Source organism: Phreatobacter sp. GW821-FHT04C01 (assembly GCF_059420385.1).
The window spans coordinates 242,747-262,451 of the sequence record NZ_JBWKTP010000002.1; the positions used below are offsets into that span (position 1 = coordinate 242,747).

Below are 19,705 nucleotides of genomic sequence, written 5' to 3' on the forward strand. Positions count from 1 at the left end.
CGGAAGGTTAGGGACGTGCCGCGCCGTCGCGGCGGTTCGCCGCCGGTGCTTGCCGGCGGCGGCGCTCGCCCTCGCGGCAAAGCGGCGGCAGCTCCTGCGGCGAGTGACGGCACCAGGTCGCGCGGACCCTGCAATCCGAGGAGGTCATCCTTTGTCCATCGCTCGAAAATGCGATGGCGCAGCCATCGGTGCGCGACGGGTCGGTTTCGGCGGCGAGCCAGTTCGGCGGCTGGTTGGGTACCAGGATCTGCAGCCGGCCCTGCTCGACGCGAAAGCGCGCCTGGACCGGCCAGCCCTCATTCACGCCCGGGCCGAGCGCATCCTTCCGGATGACCACGCCCTCGACGAAATTCTCGGCGGTGATGCACAGGCGGAATTCGGTCTTTTCCTGCTGGACATCGGCGTACCAGCAATCGCCGACGCGCAATCCACCCGGCTGCGCCGCGGCGGCGAAGGCCGCAAGATCGAGGAGCAGGGCAAGGCCCCATGACGTGGCGCCGGCCGCGAAAAGCGGCGATTTCCGGAACGGGATCCTGGCGGCGACCGGCCAACGCATGAGGGATGTCTAACTCGCGGCTCGGCCTCGCGCCATGGCGGGCAGGATGGAGCGCGCCTGGCTCAGACGCTGCCCACCGTCTTCAGCCGCACCCGCGGATGGACCTCGGCCTGGCTGAGCACCGGCGTCTGCGAGCGGAACCGCTCGACGATCGAGCGCACGAAGGTGCGGATGCCCGGGCTGGTCAGCAGCACCGGGGCCTCGCCCATACGGGCGGCATCCTCGAAGGCGTCGCGCACGAGCGTGATGAATTCGGACAGTTTCGAGGGCTGCATGGCGAGCTGGCGGTCGTCGCCCTGGCCGATGATCGAGTCGGCGAAGGCCTGTTCCCAGCGCGGCGACAGCGCGATCAGCGCGAGCGCGCCGTCGGGCCCGGCATATTGGGCGCAGAGCTGGCGCGACAGACGGGCGCGGACATGCTCGGCGATCTGCGTCGGCGAGCGGGTGAACGACACCGCCTCGGCGATGCCTTCCAGGATCGCCGGCAGGTCGCGGATCGAGACACGCTCGGCGAGCATGACCTGCAGCACCCGCTGAATGCCGGAAATGGTGATCTGGCTCGGCACCAGGTCCTTGACCAGGTCGGCCTGGTCCTTGGCCATTTCCTTCAGGAGCTTCTGCACCTCGGCATAGCTCAAAAGGTCCGAGGTATTGGCCTTGAGGATCTCGGTGAGATGGGTCGACAGCACGGTCGCCGCATCGACCACGGTGTAGCCGCGGACGCTCGCCTCTTCCTTGAGATTGGCGTCGACCCAGGTGGCAGGCAGCCCAAAGGTCGGTTCGGTGGTGTGCACGCCGGGCAGGTCCACCTGACCGCCCATCGGATCCATCACCATATATTGCGCCGGCCAGACATAGCCCTGGCCAGCCTCCACCTCCTTGACCCGGATGATATATTGGTTGGGCTGGAGCTGGACATTGTCGAGGATGCGCACCGAGGGCATGACGAACCCCATGTCGGTGGCCAATTGCCGGCGCAGCGCCTTGATCTGGTCGGTCAGCCGGTCGGAACCGCCCTCGGACTGGACCAGCGGCAACAGACCGTAGCCGAGCTCGACCTTCAAGTCGTCGATCTTCAGGATGCTGGCCATCGGCTCTTCGGCGGGCGGGGCATTGGCGGCGGCGTGCTCGGTCGCGGCCTGCACCACTTCGGCGGCGGCGGTGCGGTTGGCGGCCCGCGACACCGCGAAGGCGGTGTAGCCGGCAAGGGCCGCCAGGCCGAAGAACGGAATGAAGGGAATGCCGGGCAGGAAGGCCATCAGGCCCATGACGCCGGCCGACAGGCCGAGCGCCTTCGGATAACCGGTCAGCTGGCGGATCAGGGCCTGGTCGGCCGAGCCGGTGACGCCGGCCTTGGAGACCAGCAGGCCGGCGGCGGTCGAGATGATCAGGGCCGGGATCTGCGAGACCAGGCCGTCGCCGACGGTCAGGATGGTATAGGTGCGCGCTGCCTCGCCGAACGGCATGCCCTGCTGGGCGACGCCGATGATCAGGCCGGCGACGATGTTGATGAAGGTGATCAGCAGGCCGGCGATGGCGTCGCCTTTGACGAATTTCGAGGCGCCGTCCATGGCACCGTAGAACGAGCTTTCGTCTTCCAGTTCCTTGCGCCGGGACTTGGCCACCTTTTCGTCGATCAGGCCGGCGGAGAGATCGGCGTCGATCGCCATTTGCTTGCCGGGCATGGCGTCGAGCGAGAAGCGCGCCGCGACCTCGGCGATGCGGCCCGAGCCCTTGGTGATGACGATGAAATTGACGATCACCAGGATGGCGAAGACGATGATGCCGATGACGAAATTGCCGGCCATCACGAAATTGCCGAAGGCCTCGATGACATGGCCGGCGGCGGCCGTGCCTTCGTGGCCATGCGACAGGATGAGGCGGGTCGAGGCGAGATTGAGCGCCAGCCGCAGCATGGTCGCGATCAAGAGGACGGTCGGGAAGGACGAGAATTCCAGCGGCTTGTGAATGAACAGGCCGGTCATCAGGATCATGACCGAGGTGATAATCGACACCGCCAGCATGACGTCGAGCAGCAAAGCCGGCAGCGGGAAGATCAGGATCACCAGGATCCCGAGCACGCCGACGGCCATCCAGAGATCCGGCCTGGTCAGCCAGCCGGTCATGGCGCCGAGCGACAGACCTCCCGCGCCGGCGGCCCTTGCCGCCCCACCTGCCGTCACATCGGTCATGCCACGCCCCCGGGCCGGCGAAGAGATGAACGGCCCTGGGCAAGATTTGCCGGGGGGATGGTTAACGGAGAGTTACGATCGCGGGCATGCGACAATTTCGGCCCGGGCTGCGGCATGCGCGCACCACGCCCCCGCCTACGGCTTGCCCCCGGGATGCGCTGATGTCAGTTCTTTGGCATCGGCCCGGGGCCGGACCAGATCGCATGGAGAGCAGGGAATGCCGGATTTTCGTTTGAGCGGCGCCGGCGGCACGCCGGGCGGGCTGATCCCGTTCTTTGTCGGCCTTGGCATGACGATCGCCGGCGCCTATCTCTTCACCACCCAGGTCACCGTCTCCGGCGGGTCCTGGACGCTCGGCGGCTACTCGGCCTTCGGCCTGTCGCTGGTGCCGCTCCTGTTCGGCATCGGCATGCTGTTTTTCGACGGCGGGTCGCGCCTCGGCTTCCTGCTCCTGTTCGCCGGCGTGGTGATCATCCTGGCGGGGATCCTGACCAATCTGACGATCTATTTCGTGCCGACCAGCCTGTTCAACACGATCATCATGCTCGGGCTGCTCGCCGGCGGCATCGGGGTGGTGCTGAAATCGCTGCGCTGAAGGCGATCGTTAGGCCCGCGTTAACTCCCTGGTAACCACCCACCCGGCAATTCTTGCCCACCGCACCGGCCGACGCCGGTTCGGGGGTGCAAGAGGCCCGACGCATTTGAACGGCATCCTTGAGTTCGTGAGGAACATCGGCGCGACGCGCATCGCCGCCATGGGCGCGGTGGCGCTCGGGCTGGTCGGCTTTTTCATCTACATCATCCTCCGGATGAGCCAGCCGAACATGTCGCTCCTGTTCTCCGACCTGACGCTGGAGGATTCCGCCCAGGTCGTGAAGGAACTCGAGCGCCGGCAGATCCGCTTCCAGATCCGCAATGACGGCGGCCAGATCTTCGTCACCCAGGATCAGGTGGCGCGCGTGCGCATGCAGCTCGCCGAGGGCGGCCTGCCGCGCGGCGGCGGCGTCGGCTACGAATTGTTCGACAAGGGCGACGCCCTGTCGTCGACCTCCTTCGTCCAGAACATCAACCACCTCAGGGCGCTGGAGGGCGAGCTCGCCCGCACCATCCGCGGCATCGAGCGGGTCCAGTCGGCGCGGGTCCATCTGGTCATGCCGGAGCGGCCGCTGTTTTCGCGCGAACGCGTCGAGCCTTCGGCCTCGATCGTGCTGCGCATGCGCGGCGGGCTGGAGCCGCCGCAGATCCGCGCCATCAGGCACATGGTCGCTTCCGCCGTGCGCGGCCTGTCGCCGCAGCGGGTGTCGATCGTCGACGAGGGCGGCCGGCTCCTGGCCGACGGCGCCGGCGATCCCGCGGGCATGTCGGGCACCACCGCGGACGAACGCCGGGTCGGCCACGAGCAGCGGCTGCGCGAACAGGTCGAAAGCATCATCGCCTCCGTCGTCGGCCCCGGCCGCGCCCGCGTCCAGGTCACCGCCGACATGGACTTCAACCGGATCACCCAGACCTCGGACGATTTCGATCCGGAGCGGCGGGTGGTGCGGTCGACCCAGACCCGCGAAGAGCAATCGAGCTCGGCGGACGGCAATCGCGATGGCCAGGTCACCGTCGGCAACGAACTGCCCGGCGCCAACAATACCGCGGCCGCCAACAACAGCCGCGAGGCGAGCAAGAAGTCCGAGGAGATCATCAATTACGAGATCGCCCGCACCCAGCGCACCGAGGTGGTCGAGGGCGGCCGGATCAAGCGGGTATCCGTCGCCGTGCTGGTCGACGGCATCTATGCCCGCGACGGCCAGGGCAATATCAACTACCAGCCGCGCGCGGCCGAAGAGCTCGAACGGATCGGCGCGCTGGTGCGGTCGTCGATCGGCTTCGACCAGCGGCGCGGCGACCAGGTCGAGGTGGTCAACCTGCGCTTCGCCGAGGGCCCGCAGCTCGCCGCCCTCGAACCGCCCCGGCCGTGGTGGCAGGTCTATGAACCGACCAAGGACGACGTCCGCTCGGGCATCGAGCTCGCCGTGCTGCTGCTCGTCTCCGGTCTGGTCATCCTGTTCGTGGTCCGGCCGCTGCTGAAGCGCATCGTGACGCCCGATCCGCCGGCCAAGCTGCCTGCCGTCGCGGCGGCGTCGGCGGGCGCCGCTGCCGCGGAGGCGGCGACCCAGGCCGCCGCCGCCAGCCTGCCGGTCCCGGCGCCGCCGCTGGTGCCGTCCGACAACCCGACCATGCGCATGATCGAGATGGCCCAGATCCACGGTGAAGTGCATGCCGCCTCGCTCGCCAAGGTCGGCGAGCTGGTCGACAAGAACCCCCATGAGACGGTGTCGATCATCCGTCAGTGGCTGAGCGATGCGGAGCCGAAATGAGCAGCGCCGGCACCGCCCGCGAAAGCGAATTCGCCTCCGCGCTCGCCGCCCTCTCCGGCGGCGGCCGGGTCTCGACCGATGCGGCCAAGGGACTGACCGGCGCCCAGCGCGCCGGCGTGCTGATGCTGTCGCTCGGCGACAAGGTCTCGGCCAGGATCTGGAAGATGCTGGACGACGACGAGATCCGCCAATTGTCGATCGCGATGTCGCAGCTCGGCAATATCGGCGCCGAGGTGGTCGAGGGCCTGCTGCTCGAATTCATCGGCCGGCTGTCGTCGGCCGGCGGCCTGATGGGCAATTTCGACGCGACCGAGCGGCTCCTGTCGCAATTCATGCCGTCCGAGCGCGTGGCGCTGCTGATGGAAGAGATCCGGGGACCTGCCGGCCGCAACATGTGGGAGAAGCTCTCCAACGTGCAGGAGCAGGTGCTCGCCAACTATCTGAAGAACGAATATCCGCAGACGGTCGCGGTCGTCCTGTCGAAGATCAAGCCGGAACATGCCGGCCGGGTGCTGGCGATCCTGCCCGAGGAATTCGCGCTCGACGTGGTCGGCCGCATGCTCAAGATGGAAGCCATCCAGAAGGACGTGCTGGAGCGCATCGAGCAGACCCTGCGCACCGAGTTCATGTCGAACCTGTCGCAGACCAGCCGCCGTGACAGCCACGAGGCGATGGCCGAGATCTTCAACTCGTTCGACCGGCAGACCGAAACGCGCTTCCTGACCGCGCTGGAAGAGCAGAGCCGCGACTCGGCCGAGCGCATCAAGAACCTGATGTTCACCTTCGACGACCTCGCCAAGCTCGATTCCGGCTCGGCCCAGACGCTGGTGCGCCAGGTCGACAAGGACAAGCTGGCGGTGGCGCTGAAGGGCGCGACCCAGACCATGCGCGACTTCTTCCTGAAGCAGATGTCGACCCGCGCCGCGAAGATGCTGCAGGACGACATGCAGGCGCTCGGGCCGATGCGGCTCAAGGATGTCGACGAGGCCCAGGCGATCCTGGTCAACCTCGCCAAGGATCTCGCCGCCAAGGGCGAGATCATGATCTCCAAGAACCGTGCCGACGACGAACTGGTCTTCTAGGACAACGATGATGACGAGACCGGTCAAATTCCTGTTCGACACCGAGTTCGCCGCCGAGGCGAAGCAGGAGTCCGAGCCCAAGGTGACGCTGGTCGAGCATCAGGCCGTGGTGGCGCTGGCCCGCCAGGAGAGCCATTCGGCCGGCCTGGCGCAGGGCGAGAGCCAGGCCATGGCGTCGATCGAGCGGCAGCGGGCGCAGGCGCTCAGCAGCATCGGCAGCCGCATGGTCGACGCGGCGGCCGCGCTGATGGCGCTGGAGAGCCGGCTCGAGCAGGAGGCGATCGACATCGCGGTGGCGGTCGCCACCAAGCTCGCCGCCTCGCTGGTCGAGCGCCAGCCGCTGGCCGAGATCCGCGCCCTGGCGGGCGACTGCTTCACCAATCTGCGCAGCGTGCCGCATCTGGTGGTGCGCGTGCATGACGACCTGCTCGAGGATGCCCGCACCGAGCTGACCCGGCTCGCCGCCGAACGCGGCTTCGACGGACGCCTGGTCATCCTGGCCGAACCGATCATCGCGCCGGGCGATTGCCGGATCGAATGGTCGACCGGCGGCATCGTGCTGGACCGCGACGAGACCGCCTTGAGGATCGCCGAGGCCGTGCAGCGTTACCTGGGCCCCGAGACGCCCGCCACCTTCGAGAGGACGCCATGACCGATACGCCCGAAAACGGCATGCCGCTGCCCGATCTCGAACAGGATGCCGATATCGATCTGGTGCCGGGCGAGGGCGGTTTTCCCGCCTTCGGTGCCGCCGACGGCGATGGCGGCTCGAAGACCGCGGCCGACCTGGAGGCGGTGTTCGACGTGCCGGTGCATGTCTCCGCCGTGCTCGGCCGCTCGCGCATGGATGTCGGCGAGCTCTTGAAGCTCGGTCCCGGCGCGGTGCTTGAGCTCGACCGCAAGGTCGGCGAAGCCATCGACATCTATGTCAATGATCGCCTCGTGGCGCGAGGCGAGGTGGTGCTGGTCGAGGACAAGCTCGGCGTCACCATGACCGAAATCATCAAGGCCGACCGCTGAAGGAACCCGAACCATGCGCCTCCTGATCGTCGGAACGCTCAAGGGCCAGCTCTCCATCGCCACCAAGATGGCGGTCGACAAGGGCGCCGCCGTCACCAATGCCGAGGATATCGATACCGCGCTGAGGGTGATGCGCGCCCGCGGCGCCGACCTGATCATGGTCGACGTGGCGATCGACGTGCGCGCCCTGGTGAAGGCGCTGGCGGACGAAATGATCGCCGTGCCGGTGGTCGCCTGCGGCACCTCCAACGACGCCCGCGCGGCGGTCGCGGCGATCCATGCCGGCGCCAAGGAATATATCCCGCTGCCGCCCGACCCGGAGCTGATCGCGGCGGTGCTGGCGGCGGTGGCCAATGACGCCCGTCACCTGATCTATCGCGACGAGGCGATGGCGCGGGTGGTGCAGCTGGCCAACCAGGTTGCCGGCTCGGATGCCTCGATCCTGATCACCGGCGAGAGCGGCACCGGCAAGGAGGTGCTCGCGCGCTACGTCCACACCAAGTCGAACCGCGCCAAGGCGCCGTTCGTGGCGGTGAACTGCGCCGCGATCCCGGACAATCTCCTGGAGAGCGAATTGTTCGGCCACGAGAAGGGCGCCTTCACCGGCGCCGTGGCGCGCCGGGTCGGCAAGTTCGAAGAGGCCAATGGCGGCACGCTGCTGCTCGACGAAATCTCGGAGATGGACATCCGGCTGCAGTCCAAGCTGCTGCGTGCCATCCAGGAGCGGGTGATCGACCGGGTCGGCGGCACCCGGCCGGTGCCGGTCGATATCCGCATTCTCGCCACCTCCAACCGGACGCTCGCCGACGAGGTGCGCAAGGGCACTTTCCGCGAGGATCTGCTCTACCGGCTCAACGTGGTGAACCTGAAGCTGCCGCCGCTGCGCGACCGGCCGGCCGACGTGCTGGAGCTGGCGGCCCATTTCGCCAAGAAATATGCCGAAGCCAATGGCATGGCGGTTCGGGTGCTGTCGGCCGATGCCCGCCGGCAACTGACGGTCGCCCGCTGGCCGGGCAATGTCCGCGAGCTGGAAAACACCATCCACCGGGCGGTGCTGCTGTCGTCCGGCGCCGAGATCGGCGCCGATGCGATCCGCACGCCCGACGGCGCCAGGCTCGACGAGCGGCGCGGCGGCGATGCGGTGGCGGCCCAGGCGGCGGACGTGGCGGAGGCGGTGACCCGCGGGCTCATCGGCCGGACCGTCGCCGATGTCGAGCGCGACCTGATCCTCGATACGCTCGGCCATACGCTCGGCAACCGGACCCATGCCGCCAATATCCTGGGCATCTCGATCCGGACATTGCGCAACAAGCTCAACCAATATGCCGACGAGGGCCATGCCGTCACGCCGCCGCCGCAGGGCGAGGCACGTTACGAGGCGCGCTACGGCTGAGGCGGGGCAAGGTCGCCATCTGTCCTCCGACGGGGCTTTCGCCCCGCGCCGCGATCGGCTTTGATGGCGTGACGTGCCGATACACGTCCCGTTCATCAGCCCCGGATCGCCCAAGCCCATGACGCTTCCCGCCTCGCTCGCCGGCCGCCTCCAGCTTCCGGTCATCGGCTCGCCGCTGTTCATCGTTTCCAACCCGGACCTGGTCATCGCGCAATGCAAGGCCGGCGTCGTGGGCTCCTTCCCGGCGCTCAATGCCCGCCCCGGGCCGGTGCTGGAAGACTGGCTGAAGCGGGTGATCGACGAACTCGGCGCATATGACGAGGCCAATCCGCACGCGCCCTCGGCGCCCTTCGCGGTCAACCAGATCGTCCACAAATCGAACGACCGGCTGCAGCACGACATCGATCTCTGCGTCAAATACAAGGTGCCCGTCGTGATCACCTCGCTCGGCGCCCGGCCGGAGCTGAACGAGGCGATCCATTCCTATGGCGGCATCACGCTGCATGACGTGATCAACATCACCCATGCCCGCAAGGCCCTGGAGAAGGGCGCCGACGGGCTGATCGCGGTGGCGGCGGGCGCCGGCGGCCATGCCGGCATGATCTCGCCGATCGCGCTGATCCAGGAGATCCGGCAGTTCTTCGACGGGCCGCTGGCGCTGTCGGGAGCGATCGCCACCGGCCGGGCGGTGCTGGCGGCCCAGGCCATGGGCGCCGATCTCGCCTATATCGGCTCGGCCTTCATCGCCACCCGCGAGGCCAATGCGACCGAGGCCTACAAGCAGGCGATCGTCGACGGCAAAGCCGGCGACATCGTCTATTCCAGCCTGTTCACCGGCGTGCACGGCAACTATCTCAAGGCCTCGATCGTCAATGCCGGCCTCGATCCCGACAATCTGCCCGACGGCGATCCGAGCAAGATGAGTTTCGGTTCCGGCGGTTCGTCGAAGAGCAAGGCCTGGCGCGACATCTGGGGTTCGGGACAGGGCATCGGCGCGGTCAACGGCGTCGAGAGCACAGGTGAGTTCGTCAGCCGGCTGAAGCGCGAATATGTCGCGGCGCAGGCCGAGCTCGCCGGCGCGACCCATTGGCCGAAGCGCGCCGCCGGCTGAAACAGGCGGAGACACCCGGCGTCGGGCGGCTGAAACCGCGATGGGCGAAGAGGCGCTGCCTCTTTCCCGTTTGCGGCAGCATCGCCATGACCGTGTTTCGTTTCGTCCTCGCCGCCCTCGGTTTTGCCGGAAGCCTGGGCCTGGGCTCCGGTTCCGCCGCGATGGCGCAGGTCGCGGCCGACGGCAGCCGGCATTCGTCCGGGCATGGGCTCGGCTGCTCGGTCGTGCTCGATCGTTGCGTCCTGCGCTCCGGGGTCATCGAGATCAGCCGCGGCTATGCGCCCGACGCCACCTGGGAGATCGCCGTCGTGGACGCGGCGGCGCCGGATGGAACGCTGCGCTTCGGTCCCGATTCGGGCGGTGCGACTGACACGTCGCCGCTGGTGTTTCCGCCCGCGGCCTGGGCCATGCAGGGGCCGGCCGGCCGCGCCGTGCTGCTCGACCGCGCCAAGGCGACCACATTGCTGGCACGGCTGATCGCACAGGGCGAGCGGCGCTCCAGCCTGACCGTCGATGGTCCCGGGGGCGCGCACGGCGGCATCATCGATATACCGGCGCTCGGCACCGATCTCATCTGGATCGACCGGCAGCAAGGCCGGAGGGATGCCGACAGAAACGCCGGTTCGCCGCGGGCGCCGCGGCTGGGCAATGATGCGCGCGACGCCATGGCGCAGCGGCTTGCCGGTCCCGGGGCCGGCTTCGACGCCTTGCCGCCGCAGGTCCTGGCGGTCCATCGCCGGCGCGCGCCGGAATGCGTCCGCGACGTGCCCGCGCCCGGCCGGCGCGGAGCCCCGCCGAGCGACGTCAGCGTCAATCATGGCCTCTGGCTGAACAATGGTGATGCCGTCTTCGTGGTGTTCTGCCGCCGGGTCGGCAACGTCTCGACAAGCCGGCTCTATCTGGCCGAGGGTGAGGCGCTCGACCGGATCAAGCCGCTCAGCGCGCCGGTGTGGGACCCCCAGGCGCGGCGGTTCTCGCCAAAGCTCGACCTGCCCGGCGATGTCGTGTCCTGGTCGGGCCTGCAGCAGCTCAGCCACCGCTGGACGGTCGGCGACTGCGACCTCGTCCAGACGACGCGCGTGCTGCGTGGTGAAGCCGTGGTCGTCGCGATCGCGGGCAATGGCTGCCGGACACTCGACGGCCGGCGTCAGGCCAATCGCATGGGCCAGGAGCAGGAGATCTTCCGCGCGCCGCCCGAGCATCGCTAGGGCCGGCCGTCACCGCGCCGAAGCGCTCACGCCGAGCCTTGGCAAAGTTCTTGCGAAGCCTCGTTCCGGCATGGCCGGCCACGCGACGCGTGAGCCTCAGCACGGAGCAAGACCATGATCACTCGCCGGACAGCGACCGCAGCCCTCGGCCTGACGCTTTTCGCGCCACATGTGCGGGCGCAGGCGCCGACAACGATCAAGTTCACCCTGGGATGGAAAACGCAAGGCTCCGATGCGCCGTTTTTCGTGGCGCGCGACAAGGGTTATTTCCGCGAGGCCGGCCTGGATGTGATCATCGACCAAGGCGAGGGATCGGGCGCCACCGTCACGCGCATCATGGGCGGTGCCTATGATGCAGGCTTCGGCGACATCAATGCGATTATTCAGAATGCAGCGACGCGGCCGGCCGACACGCCGGTGATGGTCTACCAGATGTGGAACCAGCCGCCGTTTGCCTTCGTCGCCAAGACGTCGAGCGGCATCAAGACCATCCGCGACCTGGAGGGACGCACGCTGGGCGGTGCGCCGGGCACGCCGACCACGCGGCTCCTGCCGGTCTTCGCCAAGGCCAACAATCTCGACCTCGCCAAGATGAAACTGACCAGCATGGCGCCCAACCTGCAGGAGCCCATGCTGATCCAGGGCCAGATCGACGCGGCCCTGGTGTTCAACATCACCAGCTATTTCAACCTGGTGCTGAACCGCCAGGATCCGGACAAGGATTTCACCTGGTTTGCCTTCGGCGACTTCGGGCTCGATCTCTATTCCAACGGCATGATGGTGTCGCAGAAGCTGATCCGCGACAATCCGCGCGCCGTGGCCGGACTGGTCAAGGCGGTGAACCGGGCGAGCATCGAGGTCGCGGCCGATCAGACCATGGCGATGGCCGCGGTGCAGGCCTATGACGGCCTGGTCAACATCCCCGTGGAGAAGCGCCGGCTGCAATATGCCTTCGACAAGCTGATCATCTCGCCGGAGTTGCGTGAGATCGGTTCGGGCGACGTCAAGGACGACCGCCTGACGCGGGCGATCGGCATGGTGGTGACCGGCTACGAACTGGCGCGCACGCCGGCGGCGGCCGAGATCTTCAACCGGACATTCCTGCCGCCGCGGGCTGAGCGCGAACTCGCCTACAAGATGAGCTGAGGGGAGGTCAGGCATTCGAACCACCTGGCTGAGCGGATCGACCGGCTGCCGCAGGGCGCTCGCCGGGGGTGACGTAGAGACCCTGCGACGCTCGTCGTGACGCCGGACGGGGACGGCCGTATGAGGGCAGCCCTCACGATCCCGGAACGATGCCCTCGGGCAGGCCGGCGACATGGGCGGCGATGGCGCCGGCGGTGCAGAGCCAGATCTGTTCGCGCCGCTCCGCGATATGGGCGAGCGCCCGGCGCAGATGGCGCAGGCGGTAGGGCTGACCGACAATATAGGGATGCAGCGCGATGCCCATGACCAGCGGCCCCGAGGCCGACTGCTCCAGCATCTCGTCGAACTGGTCGATGATCATCGCCGCGAATTGCTCGGCCGAGTCCTTGCGCGCCACGATCGCGGGAATGTCGTTCAGCTCCTGCGGGTAGGGCAGGCTGAGAATGCGCCGCTTGTCGCGGGTGGCGAACCAGATCGGCTGGTCGTCCTGGCACCAGTCGAGCAGGTAGCCGTAGCCGGCTTCGGCGAGCAGATCCGGCGTGACATGGCTCTGCGAGATCCAGGGGCCGAGCCAGCCTCGCGGCGGCGTTCCCTCGGCTGCCGTGATCGTCGCCGTGGTCTCGGCGATCAACTGGCGCTCGGAGACTTCGTCGAGCACGCCCTGGCGCTCCGAATTGCTGCGGCCATGGCCGAGCACTTCGTCGCCGCGCGCCCGGAAGGCATCCATCACCTCGGGGCAATAGCCGTAGATCGAACTGTTCACCAGCACCGAGGCGGGCAGCCGCAACTGGTCGAACAGGTCGACCATGCGCCAGATCCCGACACGGTTGCCGTAGTCGCGCCAGGCGTAGTTCAGCACGTCGGGTTGCGGGCCCGCCGGCGCGAGTTCGGCGCCGAGCCCGGTGCCGAAGGCGAAGTGTTCGAGATTGACGCCGAGATAGACGGCAAGCCGCTTGCCGCCAGGCCAGTCATAGACCGGCCGTGCCTTGATCGGGCTATAGGCGTAGCGGCCGTGGCCGGGCAGGTGCGGGGCGGACGGGGAAGCGGTCATGGCAACCTATGCGAAAGCGGTGGCGGCGCTGCGCGCCCTGGCGGTTTGACGGATCGGGCTGGTTCAAGGCAAGTGCCATGCCGACCACCGTCGTCTCGTCATGCGGGTTGCCTTCGCCGGGCGCCGCGCCATGATCCCGTTCGAGCCCTCCAGTCCGGATTTGCCATGACCGCATCGTTCCCCGCAGCTGCCGATCTCACCATCTGCTTTGCCCACGCGGCCTATCGCATGGGCGAGGAATTCGCCCGGCGCGCCACCGGCCTGAAGTCCTTCGAGGTGCGCAATGCGGAGGAGTTCGCCGCCCGCATCGGCGAGGCGGATGTCGTGGTGGTCTCGGGCATGTGGCGCAACGCGCCGGTCGAGCGTGCCGGCAAGCTGCGCTTCATCCAGTCGATCAGCGCCGGCCTCGACCAGTATGATCTCGCCGTGCTGCGCCAGCGCGGCATCAGGCTCGCCAGCGCCCAGGGCGTCAACGCCAATGCGGTCGCCGAGCACGCCATGGGCCTGATGCTGGCGCTGACCCGCAAGATTCATACGAGCCGGGACAACCAGGCCAAGCGCTTCTGGCGACCGATGATCGGCAATCCGGCCGAGCGCGAGGACGAGCTCGCCGGCAAGTCGCTGCTGATCGTCGGGCTCGGCGGCATCGGGCTGAGGCTCGCCCGCTTCGCCCGGGCCTTCGACATGAAGGTGACCGGCGTCAAGCGCGACACCTCGGTCAAGCTCGACGGGGTCGACCACCTGGTCTCGCCGGCCCAATTGGCCGAGGCGATCGGGGAAGCCGACATCGTGGCGCTGACCTGTCCGCTGACGCCGGAGACGACGCATCTGATCGACGCGTCCATGCTCGGCCGGATGAAGCCCTCGGCGCTGCTGATCAATTGCGCGCGCGGCAAAGTGGTCGACGAGGATGCGCTGATCGAGGCGATCAAGGCGGGCGGCATTGCCGGCGCCGGGCTCGACGTGCTGCGCGAGGAGCCTTTGCCGGCGACCTCGCCGCTCTGGGGCTTCGAGAACGTGCTGATCACGCCGCATGTCGGCGGTGAGACCGCCGCCTATGAGGCGCGCGTGGTCGATCTTCTGATCGAGAACCTGGCGCGGCTCGGCCGCGGCGAGGCGACGCTTGCCAATCAGGTGATCTAGCAACCGGCGCCGGGCGCCGCACGTGGGAGGAGAGCATGAGCGGACTTGATCATCTCGGTGTGTCGGCGAGCGACTATGCGCGCTCCCGCGCCTTCTACGTGGCGGCCCTGGCGCCGCTCGGCATCAAGATCCTGATGGAGTTTTCCGATCCGGGACGCGAGGTCAGCGGCTTCGGCGGCGACCGGCCGTTCTTCTGGGTCAGCGGCGGCGGCGCGCACCAGGGCCGCCTGCATATCGCCTTCAGCGCGGCGACACGCGCCGAGGTCGACGCCTTCCACCGCGCGGCGCTCGCCGCCGGCGGCACCGACAATGGTGCGCCAGGCATCCGCGCGCATTACCACCCGACCTATTACGGCGCCTTCGTCCGTGACCTGGACGGCTACAATATCGAGGCGGTCTGCCACGCGCCGGAATGAAGCCGGCGGGGCCCGTCAGCCGGCCAAGGTCACCACGACGGCGCCGTTGCGGGTGGCGACGACGGTGTGTTCGTACTGCACCGTCGGCGCCATCGGCGCGCTGTAGAGCGTCCAATCGTCGTCACCGTCCTCGGCCCATTCGGCGCCGAGCGACAGGAACGGCTCGATGGTGAAGACCAGGCCCTCGGTCATCCGCCGCCGCTCGGAGCGATCCGGCCAGGTGGCGATCTCGGTCGGCTCCTCGTGCAGGGAATGGCCGACGCCGTGGCTCGCGAGATTGCGCACCAGCGTGTAGCCGTTCCTGGCGGCGAAAGCGCCGACGGCGTCGCCGATGCCGGCCAGCGGCCGGTTGACGCCGACCTCGCGGATGCCGGCCCACATGGCGCGCCGGCCGTCGCGGCAGAGCCTGGCGACCTTGGCCGACACCGGCGGCACCGGGAAGGACGCGCCGGTATCGGCGAACAGGCCGTCCTTTTCGGCGGAGACATCGATATTGACGAGATCGCCGGCCCGGATGATGCGCGCGCCCGGAATGCCGTGGGCGATCTCCTCGTTGACGCTGATGCAGGTGGCGCCGGGAAAGCCATAGGCCATTTCCGGAGCCGGCCGGGCGCCGGCCTGGTCGAGGAGCGCGCGGCCGATGCCGTCGAGCTCGGCGGTGGTCATGCCCGGCTCGATCGCCGCGCCCATGGCCTCGAGCACACGGGCGACGATCCGGCCGATCGCCTTGAGCCGGATCAGGTCGTCGTCATTGGAAATGGTCATCTGGCGGTTCGAGCCTCGCGGGTGGCGAATGCCTCTTACACCAGCGCGCCGGCTGCGTCAGGTCGGCCGTCGGTCCGGCCGCATCGGTTGTCGAAGCGCCGGCTCAGGGCACCAGGGTGGCGAGCAAAGCCGGCCAATGGCCCTCGGCCCTGGCGATGGCGGCCTCCGGATCGGCGGCGAAGCGGGCGCGGTTGCGTTCCGAATGGAACACGTAGAGCCGCTCCTCGTGGATGCTCCAGACCGAGGGGTGGCCGGTCGCCGGATTGCCCTCGCCGACGGCGATCGGGTCATAGCCGCCGAAGCGCGGCTCGTAGACCGAGGGATCACGCATGAAGGCCGCGCGATTGCCCTCGTTCAGGAAGCGCCAGGTGGCGCCGGCCCAGGGCAGTTCATAGTCGCGCAGGCCCTCGCGTGGCGCGCGGTCGGTGAAATAGGCGACCGGGTCGATGCCATAGAGGGCGAGCCCGGTGAGACGATCGGTCACAACCCGCTCGGTGGTGGCGGCGCGTGGTGACGATTGGCCGTCGGCCATCGCGATGATCAAGGCAAAGCCCGCATAAAGCCCCGTGATCGCCATGGTCCAGGCCAGAGGGCGCAGGAACTGCCTCATCACCGACATCATCTTCCCCAAATCTGCACGTCATCGAATCACTGAGCGAGCTTCGCAATTCACGGTGTGCACTTCGTTACCGAGAACGTCGAAATCATGGCCTGGTGACCAAATGGTTACCTTCATCCACTAGCTTATTTGCCCAAGGGCGTGCCCAAGGCGGCCGCACCGACATTTGCCGCGAGGTGATCAATGCGCAGTCTTTCCAAGTTTGACCGGCGGGCCATCCTGACCGGTCTCGCCGCGACGGCCCTGGTCGGTTTCGACCGACAGGCGCTGGCGCAGCGGTCCTATCAATCGGAAACGCCGCAGACTTTTTCCGGCAACGAGGTCGTCACGGCCGGCCATCGCTTTTTCGGCGGCACCAGCCGGGGGCTGGCCAACCTGGTCGAACGGGCGACCCAGCAATGGGGCCAGCCGAGTGCCTATATCCTGGGTCAGGAAGGCTCGGGGGCCTTCGTCGCCGGGCTGCGCTACGGCGAGGGCGTGCTCTATACCAAGCACGGCGGCGACACCAAGGTGTTCTGGCAGGGCCCGTCGCTCGGCTTCGATTTCGGCGGCGACGGCGACCGCACGATGATGCTGGCCTACCGCGTCCGCAATCCCGACGATCTCTATCGCCGGTTCCTCGGCGTCAACGGTTCGGCCTATCTGGTCGGCGGGCTCAGCATGACGGCGCTGGCCGCCGACAACATGCTGGTGGTGCCGATCCGCACCGGCGTCGGCGCGCGCCTGGGCGTCAATGGCGGCTACCTGAAGTTCACGCCGAGCCCGACCTGGAACCCGTTCTGACCGGTGCCGGGCAAAGCCCGGCACATTGCTTTCATGATATGGATTGAACGGCCGCGGACCTTTCCGCGGCCGTTTTGGCGTGGCAGAAGGGAGTTGCCGACCCTGACGCGCATGGGAGTAGCCCGACCGTGACGATCGAGACCGCCATGGTCTTCGCCCTGGGGTTCCTGCTGGCCGCGCTCCTGGCGCTCGGTCTGCTCGGAGCCGTGTGGCGGCGTGCGGTCAGGCTGACCACCCGGCGGGTCGAGAATGCCATTCCACTCTCGATGGCGGAGATCAAGGCCGACAAGGATCAGTTGCGCGCCGAATTCGCGGTCGCCGCGCGCCGCCTCGAAATGAGCGCGGAGACCTTGCAGGGCAAGGTCAACGACCAGACCATCGAGCTGGCGCGCAGGACCGAGGCGATGCGCGACCTGGACGTCGAGCTGCGGGCACGGGCGGCGACGGTCGCCGGCCTGGAGACACGCAAGGCGGAGCTCGAGGCGGCGCTCGCCGCGGCTGTCGCCGCCGATGCGGAGAAGGCCAGGGAGCTGACCGTTTCAGCCACGGTCCTGGCGCAGAAGGAAGCCGAGTTCGCCGCCCTCGACAAGGAACTGGCGGCCAAGCTGGTCGAAAGCGATGGCCAGCGCGTCGAGATCGTGGCGCTTCGCACGCAGACGGAAAACCTGCGCAGCCAGGTGACCCAGCTCAGCAAGAGTTTCGCTGAGGCCGAGACCGACCTTGCCGGTCACCGGCAGTCATTCGCGGAAACCGCGACCGTGCTCACGGCTGAGCGTCAGCGGGCGGGTGAGCTTGGCGACACCATCACGGCGCTGCGCGCGAGCCTCGACGCCGAGGCGAGCCGGACCGCGCAGCTGAAGGTGGAGATCGAGAATCTGAAGGGCGCGATCGCCACCGAGCAGCAGCGGGCGAGCCGCGAGCAGGAGGCGCGCGACGCCGCCGAGCGCGCGCTCGCCACGCTGGAGGCCGAGCGCGACAAACTCAAGACCAAGCTGGCGGCCCAGACCATGCGCAATACCGAAACCGTCAAGGGCCTCAGGGAAACCGCGGAAACGCTGAAGGCCGAAAAGGGCGTGCTGGACGGTTCGCTGGCCCAGGCGCGGGACGACCGCGAGAAGATCCAGCGCGATCTCGCTCAATTGAAACGTGACATCGAGGCGGCCAAGAGCCGCGACGGCCGGGACAACGCCCTGCTGCGCGAACGGGTCAGCGCGGTGGCGGTCGAAGTCGCCCGCGTGACGGCGCTGCTCGAAGGGCCGAATTCGAAGATCGAGGCCATGCTTGCCGACTATGCCGCCGGCAAGACCGGCAAGGTGCGTGGCGAGCTCAGCCTGGCCGACCGCATCCTGGCCATTCAGGCCCATGCGGGGGCCGCCGCTCCGACGCCGGTCAACGGGGCGGAACAGCCCGCCGAATAGTCGGCCCGGCCCTGCACATTCGACGTTGACGGATTTGGCTTGCAACAAGGCCGCCCGGCAGGCCATCGCAGGCGGACGCGAGGAGGGCGCCATGCCGAATCAGCCGCCGACGTCCGTGCCGCCCGAGGCGGCCGGCCGCATGCCAGTCAACCAGGGCCGGGCCGATAACGCCTTGCGCGCGGCGATAGCAGTCGCGGCGATGGCCACGCCCGGACGCGTGGCGCGGTCCGGACCGTGGACGGGGCACGACGCATGATCACCAGCATCGCCGAGCAGTTCAACCTGCTGGCACTGCACGCGACGATGGAACTGGCGGAGGCCGGCGAGGCCGGCAAAGGTTTCACGGTGGTGGCCGCGGCGGCGGCCGGGCTCACCGAGCATGCCTGCGCGGCCGCCGGCCGAATCCAGGCGGAGATCGCGGCCTTGCGCGCCCTGCCCGATGATCTCGCCGATACATTGGCCTCGCTCGCCATCGCGATCGAGGCTGCGCAGAGCTTCGTCCAGGCGGTTGCCGTCGTCGGCAAGCAGCTGAAGCCGGCCGAGGCCTGAAATCCGGTCGAAGGGGCAGGGCCTACGGCTCGTTGAGGAAGGCCTCGACCATGGCCGCGGAGCGCGCCGGATCGGTCACCACGAACAGATGGCCGTCGTCGATCAGTTCCAGGCGCGCCTTCGGGATCAGCGTCGCCAGCAGGCGCGCATTGATCACCGGGATCAGCGGATCGTCGGTGCCCGACAGAATGAGGGTCGGCTGCTGCAGCATCCACAGCCAGGGCACGCTGGTCCAGCCGAGCATGGCCAGAAGCTGCAGCGTATAGCCATATTGCGACGAGCCGCGCATGGCCGCCGCGTGACGGTCGATCAGGTTCGGGTCCTTGCGGAAGGCGCCGCCATAGATCTCGGCGGCGATCGATTTCATGTAGCCGCGGTCGGTATAGCGCTGCGGGCTCGCCATCTTGGCCAGCACATTGGGCGCGCCCGGCAGCATGATCATGCCGGCCGACGTCGAAACCAGGACGAGCCGGCGGCAGACCTTGGGGAACTGAAAGGCGAATTGCTGCGCGAGGCCGCCGCCCCAGGATACGCCGGAGACGTCGACCTGATCGTAGCCGAGCTGGACGATCAGGTCGTAGGCGAGCCTTGCCATCGTCGAGGGCCGGTAGGGCAAGGTGGGCGCCGGCGAGCCGCCGATGCCGGGCACGTCGAAGATCACCGCCTCGGTCTCGGTGAGCGCCTCGAAGAACGGCTCGGCGAGCTCGAGATTGGCGCCGATGCCGTTGAACATCAGCAGCGGCGGCTTGTTCTTGGCGCCGGACTTGATGCCGACGCGCAGGACCTGCCCGCCGACGTCGATCATCCTGATGTCGAAGGCCGGCGGGCTCGCTGGGGCAGTCCGGGCTTGGGTCAAGGCATGCTCCTCAGGGGCGCGCGCCGGCGCG

The 19,705-nt window shown here is 68.2% G+C and carries 20 protein-coding genes; 14 read left to right on the forward strand and 6 right to left on the reverse strand.

The annotated features are described in order from the left end of the window. Positions 1 to 7: 7 nt before the first annotated feature. Together AC07WJ_RS08115 and flhA are read right to left on the reverse strand one after the other, a co-directional pair. A complete protein-coding gene (locus AC07WJ_RS08115) occupies positions 8 to 556 on the reverse strand; it encodes a hypothetical protein (RefSeq protein WP_494934053.1) in 549 nt (182 codons plus the stop codon). Positions 557 to 618: 62 nt separating this feature from the next. Beyond that, a complete protein-coding gene (gene flhA / locus AC07WJ_RS08120) occupies positions 619 to 2,748 on the reverse strand; it encodes a flagellar biosynthesis protein FlhA (RefSeq protein WP_494934054.1) in 2,130 nt (709 codons plus the stop codon). 217 nt (positions 2,749 to 2,965) lie between these two features. Here flhA and AC07WJ_RS08125 point away from each other — a divergent pair, with 217 nt between their 5' ends. The 9 genes from AC07WJ_RS08125 to AC07WJ_RS08165 all read left to right on the forward strand — a co-directional run bounded on the left by AC07WJ_RS08125 (position 2,966) and on the right by AC07WJ_RS08165 (position 12,074). Continuing rightward, a complete protein-coding gene (locus AC07WJ_RS08125; RefSeq protein WP_494934055.1) occupies positions 2,966 to 3,343 on the forward strand; it encodes a hypothetical protein in 378 nt (125 codons plus the stop codon). A gap of 106 nt (positions 3,344 to 3,449) precedes the next feature. Continuing rightward, positions 3,450 to 5,114 carry a flagellar basal-body MS-ring/collar protein FliF gene (fliF, locus tag AC07WJ_RS08130; RefSeq protein ID WP_494934056.1) on the forward strand — a complete coding sequence of 555 codons (1,665 nt, stop codon included), beginning with the start codon at positions 3,450 to 3,452 and terminating at the stop codon, positions 5,112 to 5,114. After that, positions 5,111 to 6,196, forward strand: coding sequence for a flagellar motor switch protein FliG (gene fliG, locus AC07WJ_RS08135; protein ID WP_494934057.1), 1,086 nt, complete (start codon positions 5,111 to 5,113; stop codon positions 6,194 to 6,196). The genes fliF and fliG overlap by 4 nt, the downstream gene beginning before the upstream one ends. Before the next feature lie 10 nt (positions 6,197 to 6,206). Then, on the forward strand, positions 6,207 to 6,848 hold the full coding sequence (locus AC07WJ_RS08140; RefSeq protein WP_494934058.1) for a FliH/SctL family protein: 642 nt from the start codon (positions 6,207 to 6,209) through the stop codon (positions 6,846 to 6,848). Then, the gene (gene fliN / locus AC07WJ_RS08145; protein ID WP_494934059.1) at positions 6,845 to 7,216 is read left to right on the forward strand and encodes a flagellar motor switch protein FliN; all 372 of its coding nucleotides are present in this window, start codon (positions 6,845 to 6,847) and stop codon (positions 7,214 to 7,216) included. Before AC07WJ_RS08140 ends, fliN begins: the two co-directional genes overlap by 4 nt. A gap of 13 nt (positions 7,217 to 7,229) precedes the next feature. Next, positions 7,230 to 8,609, forward strand: a complete 1,380-nt coding sequence (gene flbD / locus AC07WJ_RS08150; protein WP_494934060.1) for a sigma-54-dependent transcriptional regulator FlbD — start codon at positions 7,230 to 7,232, stop codon at positions 8,607 to 8,609. A gap of 118 nt (positions 8,610 to 8,727) precedes the next feature. Next, positions 8,728 to 9,720, forward strand: a complete 993-nt coding sequence (locus tag AC07WJ_RS08155; RefSeq protein ID WP_494934061.1) for an NAD(P)H-dependent flavin oxidoreductase — start codon at positions 8,728 to 8,730, stop codon at positions 9,718 to 9,720. 86 nt (positions 9,721 to 9,806) lie between these two features. After that, entirely contained in the window at positions 9,807 to 10,928 is a 1,122-nt protein-coding gene (locus AC07WJ_RS08160; RefSeq protein WP_494934062.1) for a hypothetical protein, read from the forward strand. 114 nt (positions 10,929 to 11,042) lie between these two features. Continuing rightward, a complete protein-coding gene (locus tag AC07WJ_RS08165) occupies positions 11,043 to 12,074 on the forward strand; it encodes an ABC transporter substrate-binding protein (RefSeq protein WP_494934063.1) in 1,032 nt (343 codons plus the stop codon). 133 nt (positions 12,075 to 12,207) lie between these two features. Here the strand turns inward: AC07WJ_RS08165 and AC07WJ_RS08170 are convergent, their stop codons facing one another. Then, the gene (locus AC07WJ_RS08170; protein WP_494934064.1) at positions 12,208 to 13,125 is read right to left on the reverse strand and encodes a polysaccharide deacetylase family protein; all 918 of its coding nucleotides are present in this window, start codon (positions 13,123 to 13,125) and stop codon (positions 12,208 to 12,210) included. Positions 13,126 to 13,290: 165 nt separating this feature from the next. Between AC07WJ_RS08170 and AC07WJ_RS08175 the strand changes: the two genes are divergently transcribed. Together AC07WJ_RS08175 and AC07WJ_RS08180 are read left to right on the forward strand one after the other, a co-directional pair. Then, positions 13,291 to 14,268, forward strand: a complete 978-nt coding sequence (locus AC07WJ_RS08175) for a D-2-hydroxyacid dehydrogenase (RefSeq protein ID WP_494934065.1) — start codon at positions 13,291 to 13,293, stop codon at positions 14,266 to 14,268. Positions 14,269 to 14,303: 35 nt separating this feature from the next. Continuing rightward, positions 14,304 to 14,684 carry a VOC family protein gene (locus tag AC07WJ_RS08180; protein ID WP_494934066.1) on the forward strand — a complete coding sequence of 127 codons (381 nt, stop codon included), beginning with the start codon at positions 14,304 to 14,306 and terminating at the stop codon, positions 14,682 to 14,684. Between the two features lie 15 nt (positions 14,685 to 14,699). Here the strand turns inward: AC07WJ_RS08180 and map are convergent, their stop codons facing one another. Both map and AC07WJ_RS08190 read right to left on the reverse strand, forming a co-directional pair. Then, positions 14,700 to 15,449, reverse strand: a complete 750-nt coding sequence (map, locus tag AC07WJ_RS08185; protein ID WP_494934067.1) for a type I methionyl aminopeptidase — start codon at positions 15,447 to 15,449, stop codon at positions 14,700 to 14,702. 103 nt (positions 15,450 to 15,552) lie between these two features. Next, positions 15,553 to 16,068, reverse strand: coding sequence for a YHS domain-containing (seleno)protein (locus AC07WJ_RS08190; RefSeq protein WP_494934068.1), 516 nt, complete (start codon positions 16,066 to 16,068; stop codon positions 15,553 to 15,555). Between the two features lie 183 nt (positions 16,069 to 16,251). On the opposite strand from AC07WJ_RS08190, the gene AC07WJ_RS08195 reads away from it, so the two are divergent. From AC07WJ_RS08195 to AC07WJ_RS08205, 3 genes are all read left to right on the forward strand, one after another. Then, the gene (locus tag AC07WJ_RS08195; RefSeq protein ID WP_494934069.1) at positions 16,252 to 16,851 is read left to right on the forward strand and encodes a DUF1134 domain-containing protein; all 600 of its coding nucleotides are present in this window, start codon (positions 16,252 to 16,254) and stop codon (positions 16,849 to 16,851) included. Between the two features lie 128 nt (positions 16,852 to 16,979). Then, positions 16,980 to 18,269, forward strand: coding sequence for a hypothetical protein (locus AC07WJ_RS08200; protein WP_494934070.1), 1,290 nt, complete (start codon positions 16,980 to 16,982; stop codon positions 18,267 to 18,269). 252 nt (positions 18,270 to 18,521) lie between these two features. After that, complete coding sequence (locus AC07WJ_RS08205; protein WP_494934071.1) at positions 18,522 to 18,818, forward strand: methyl-accepting chemotaxis protein; 297 nt, start codon at positions 18,522 to 18,524, stop codon at positions 18,816 to 18,818. A gap of 22 nt (positions 18,819 to 18,840) precedes the next feature. Here the strand turns inward: AC07WJ_RS08205 and phaZ are convergent, their stop codons facing one another. Continuing rightward, entirely contained in the window at positions 18,841 to 19,674 is an 834-nt protein-coding gene (gene phaZ, locus AC07WJ_RS08210; RefSeq protein WP_494934072.1) for a poly(3-hydroxyalkanoate) depolymerase, read from the reverse strand. Positions 19,675 to 19,705 lie beyond the last annotated feature (31 nt).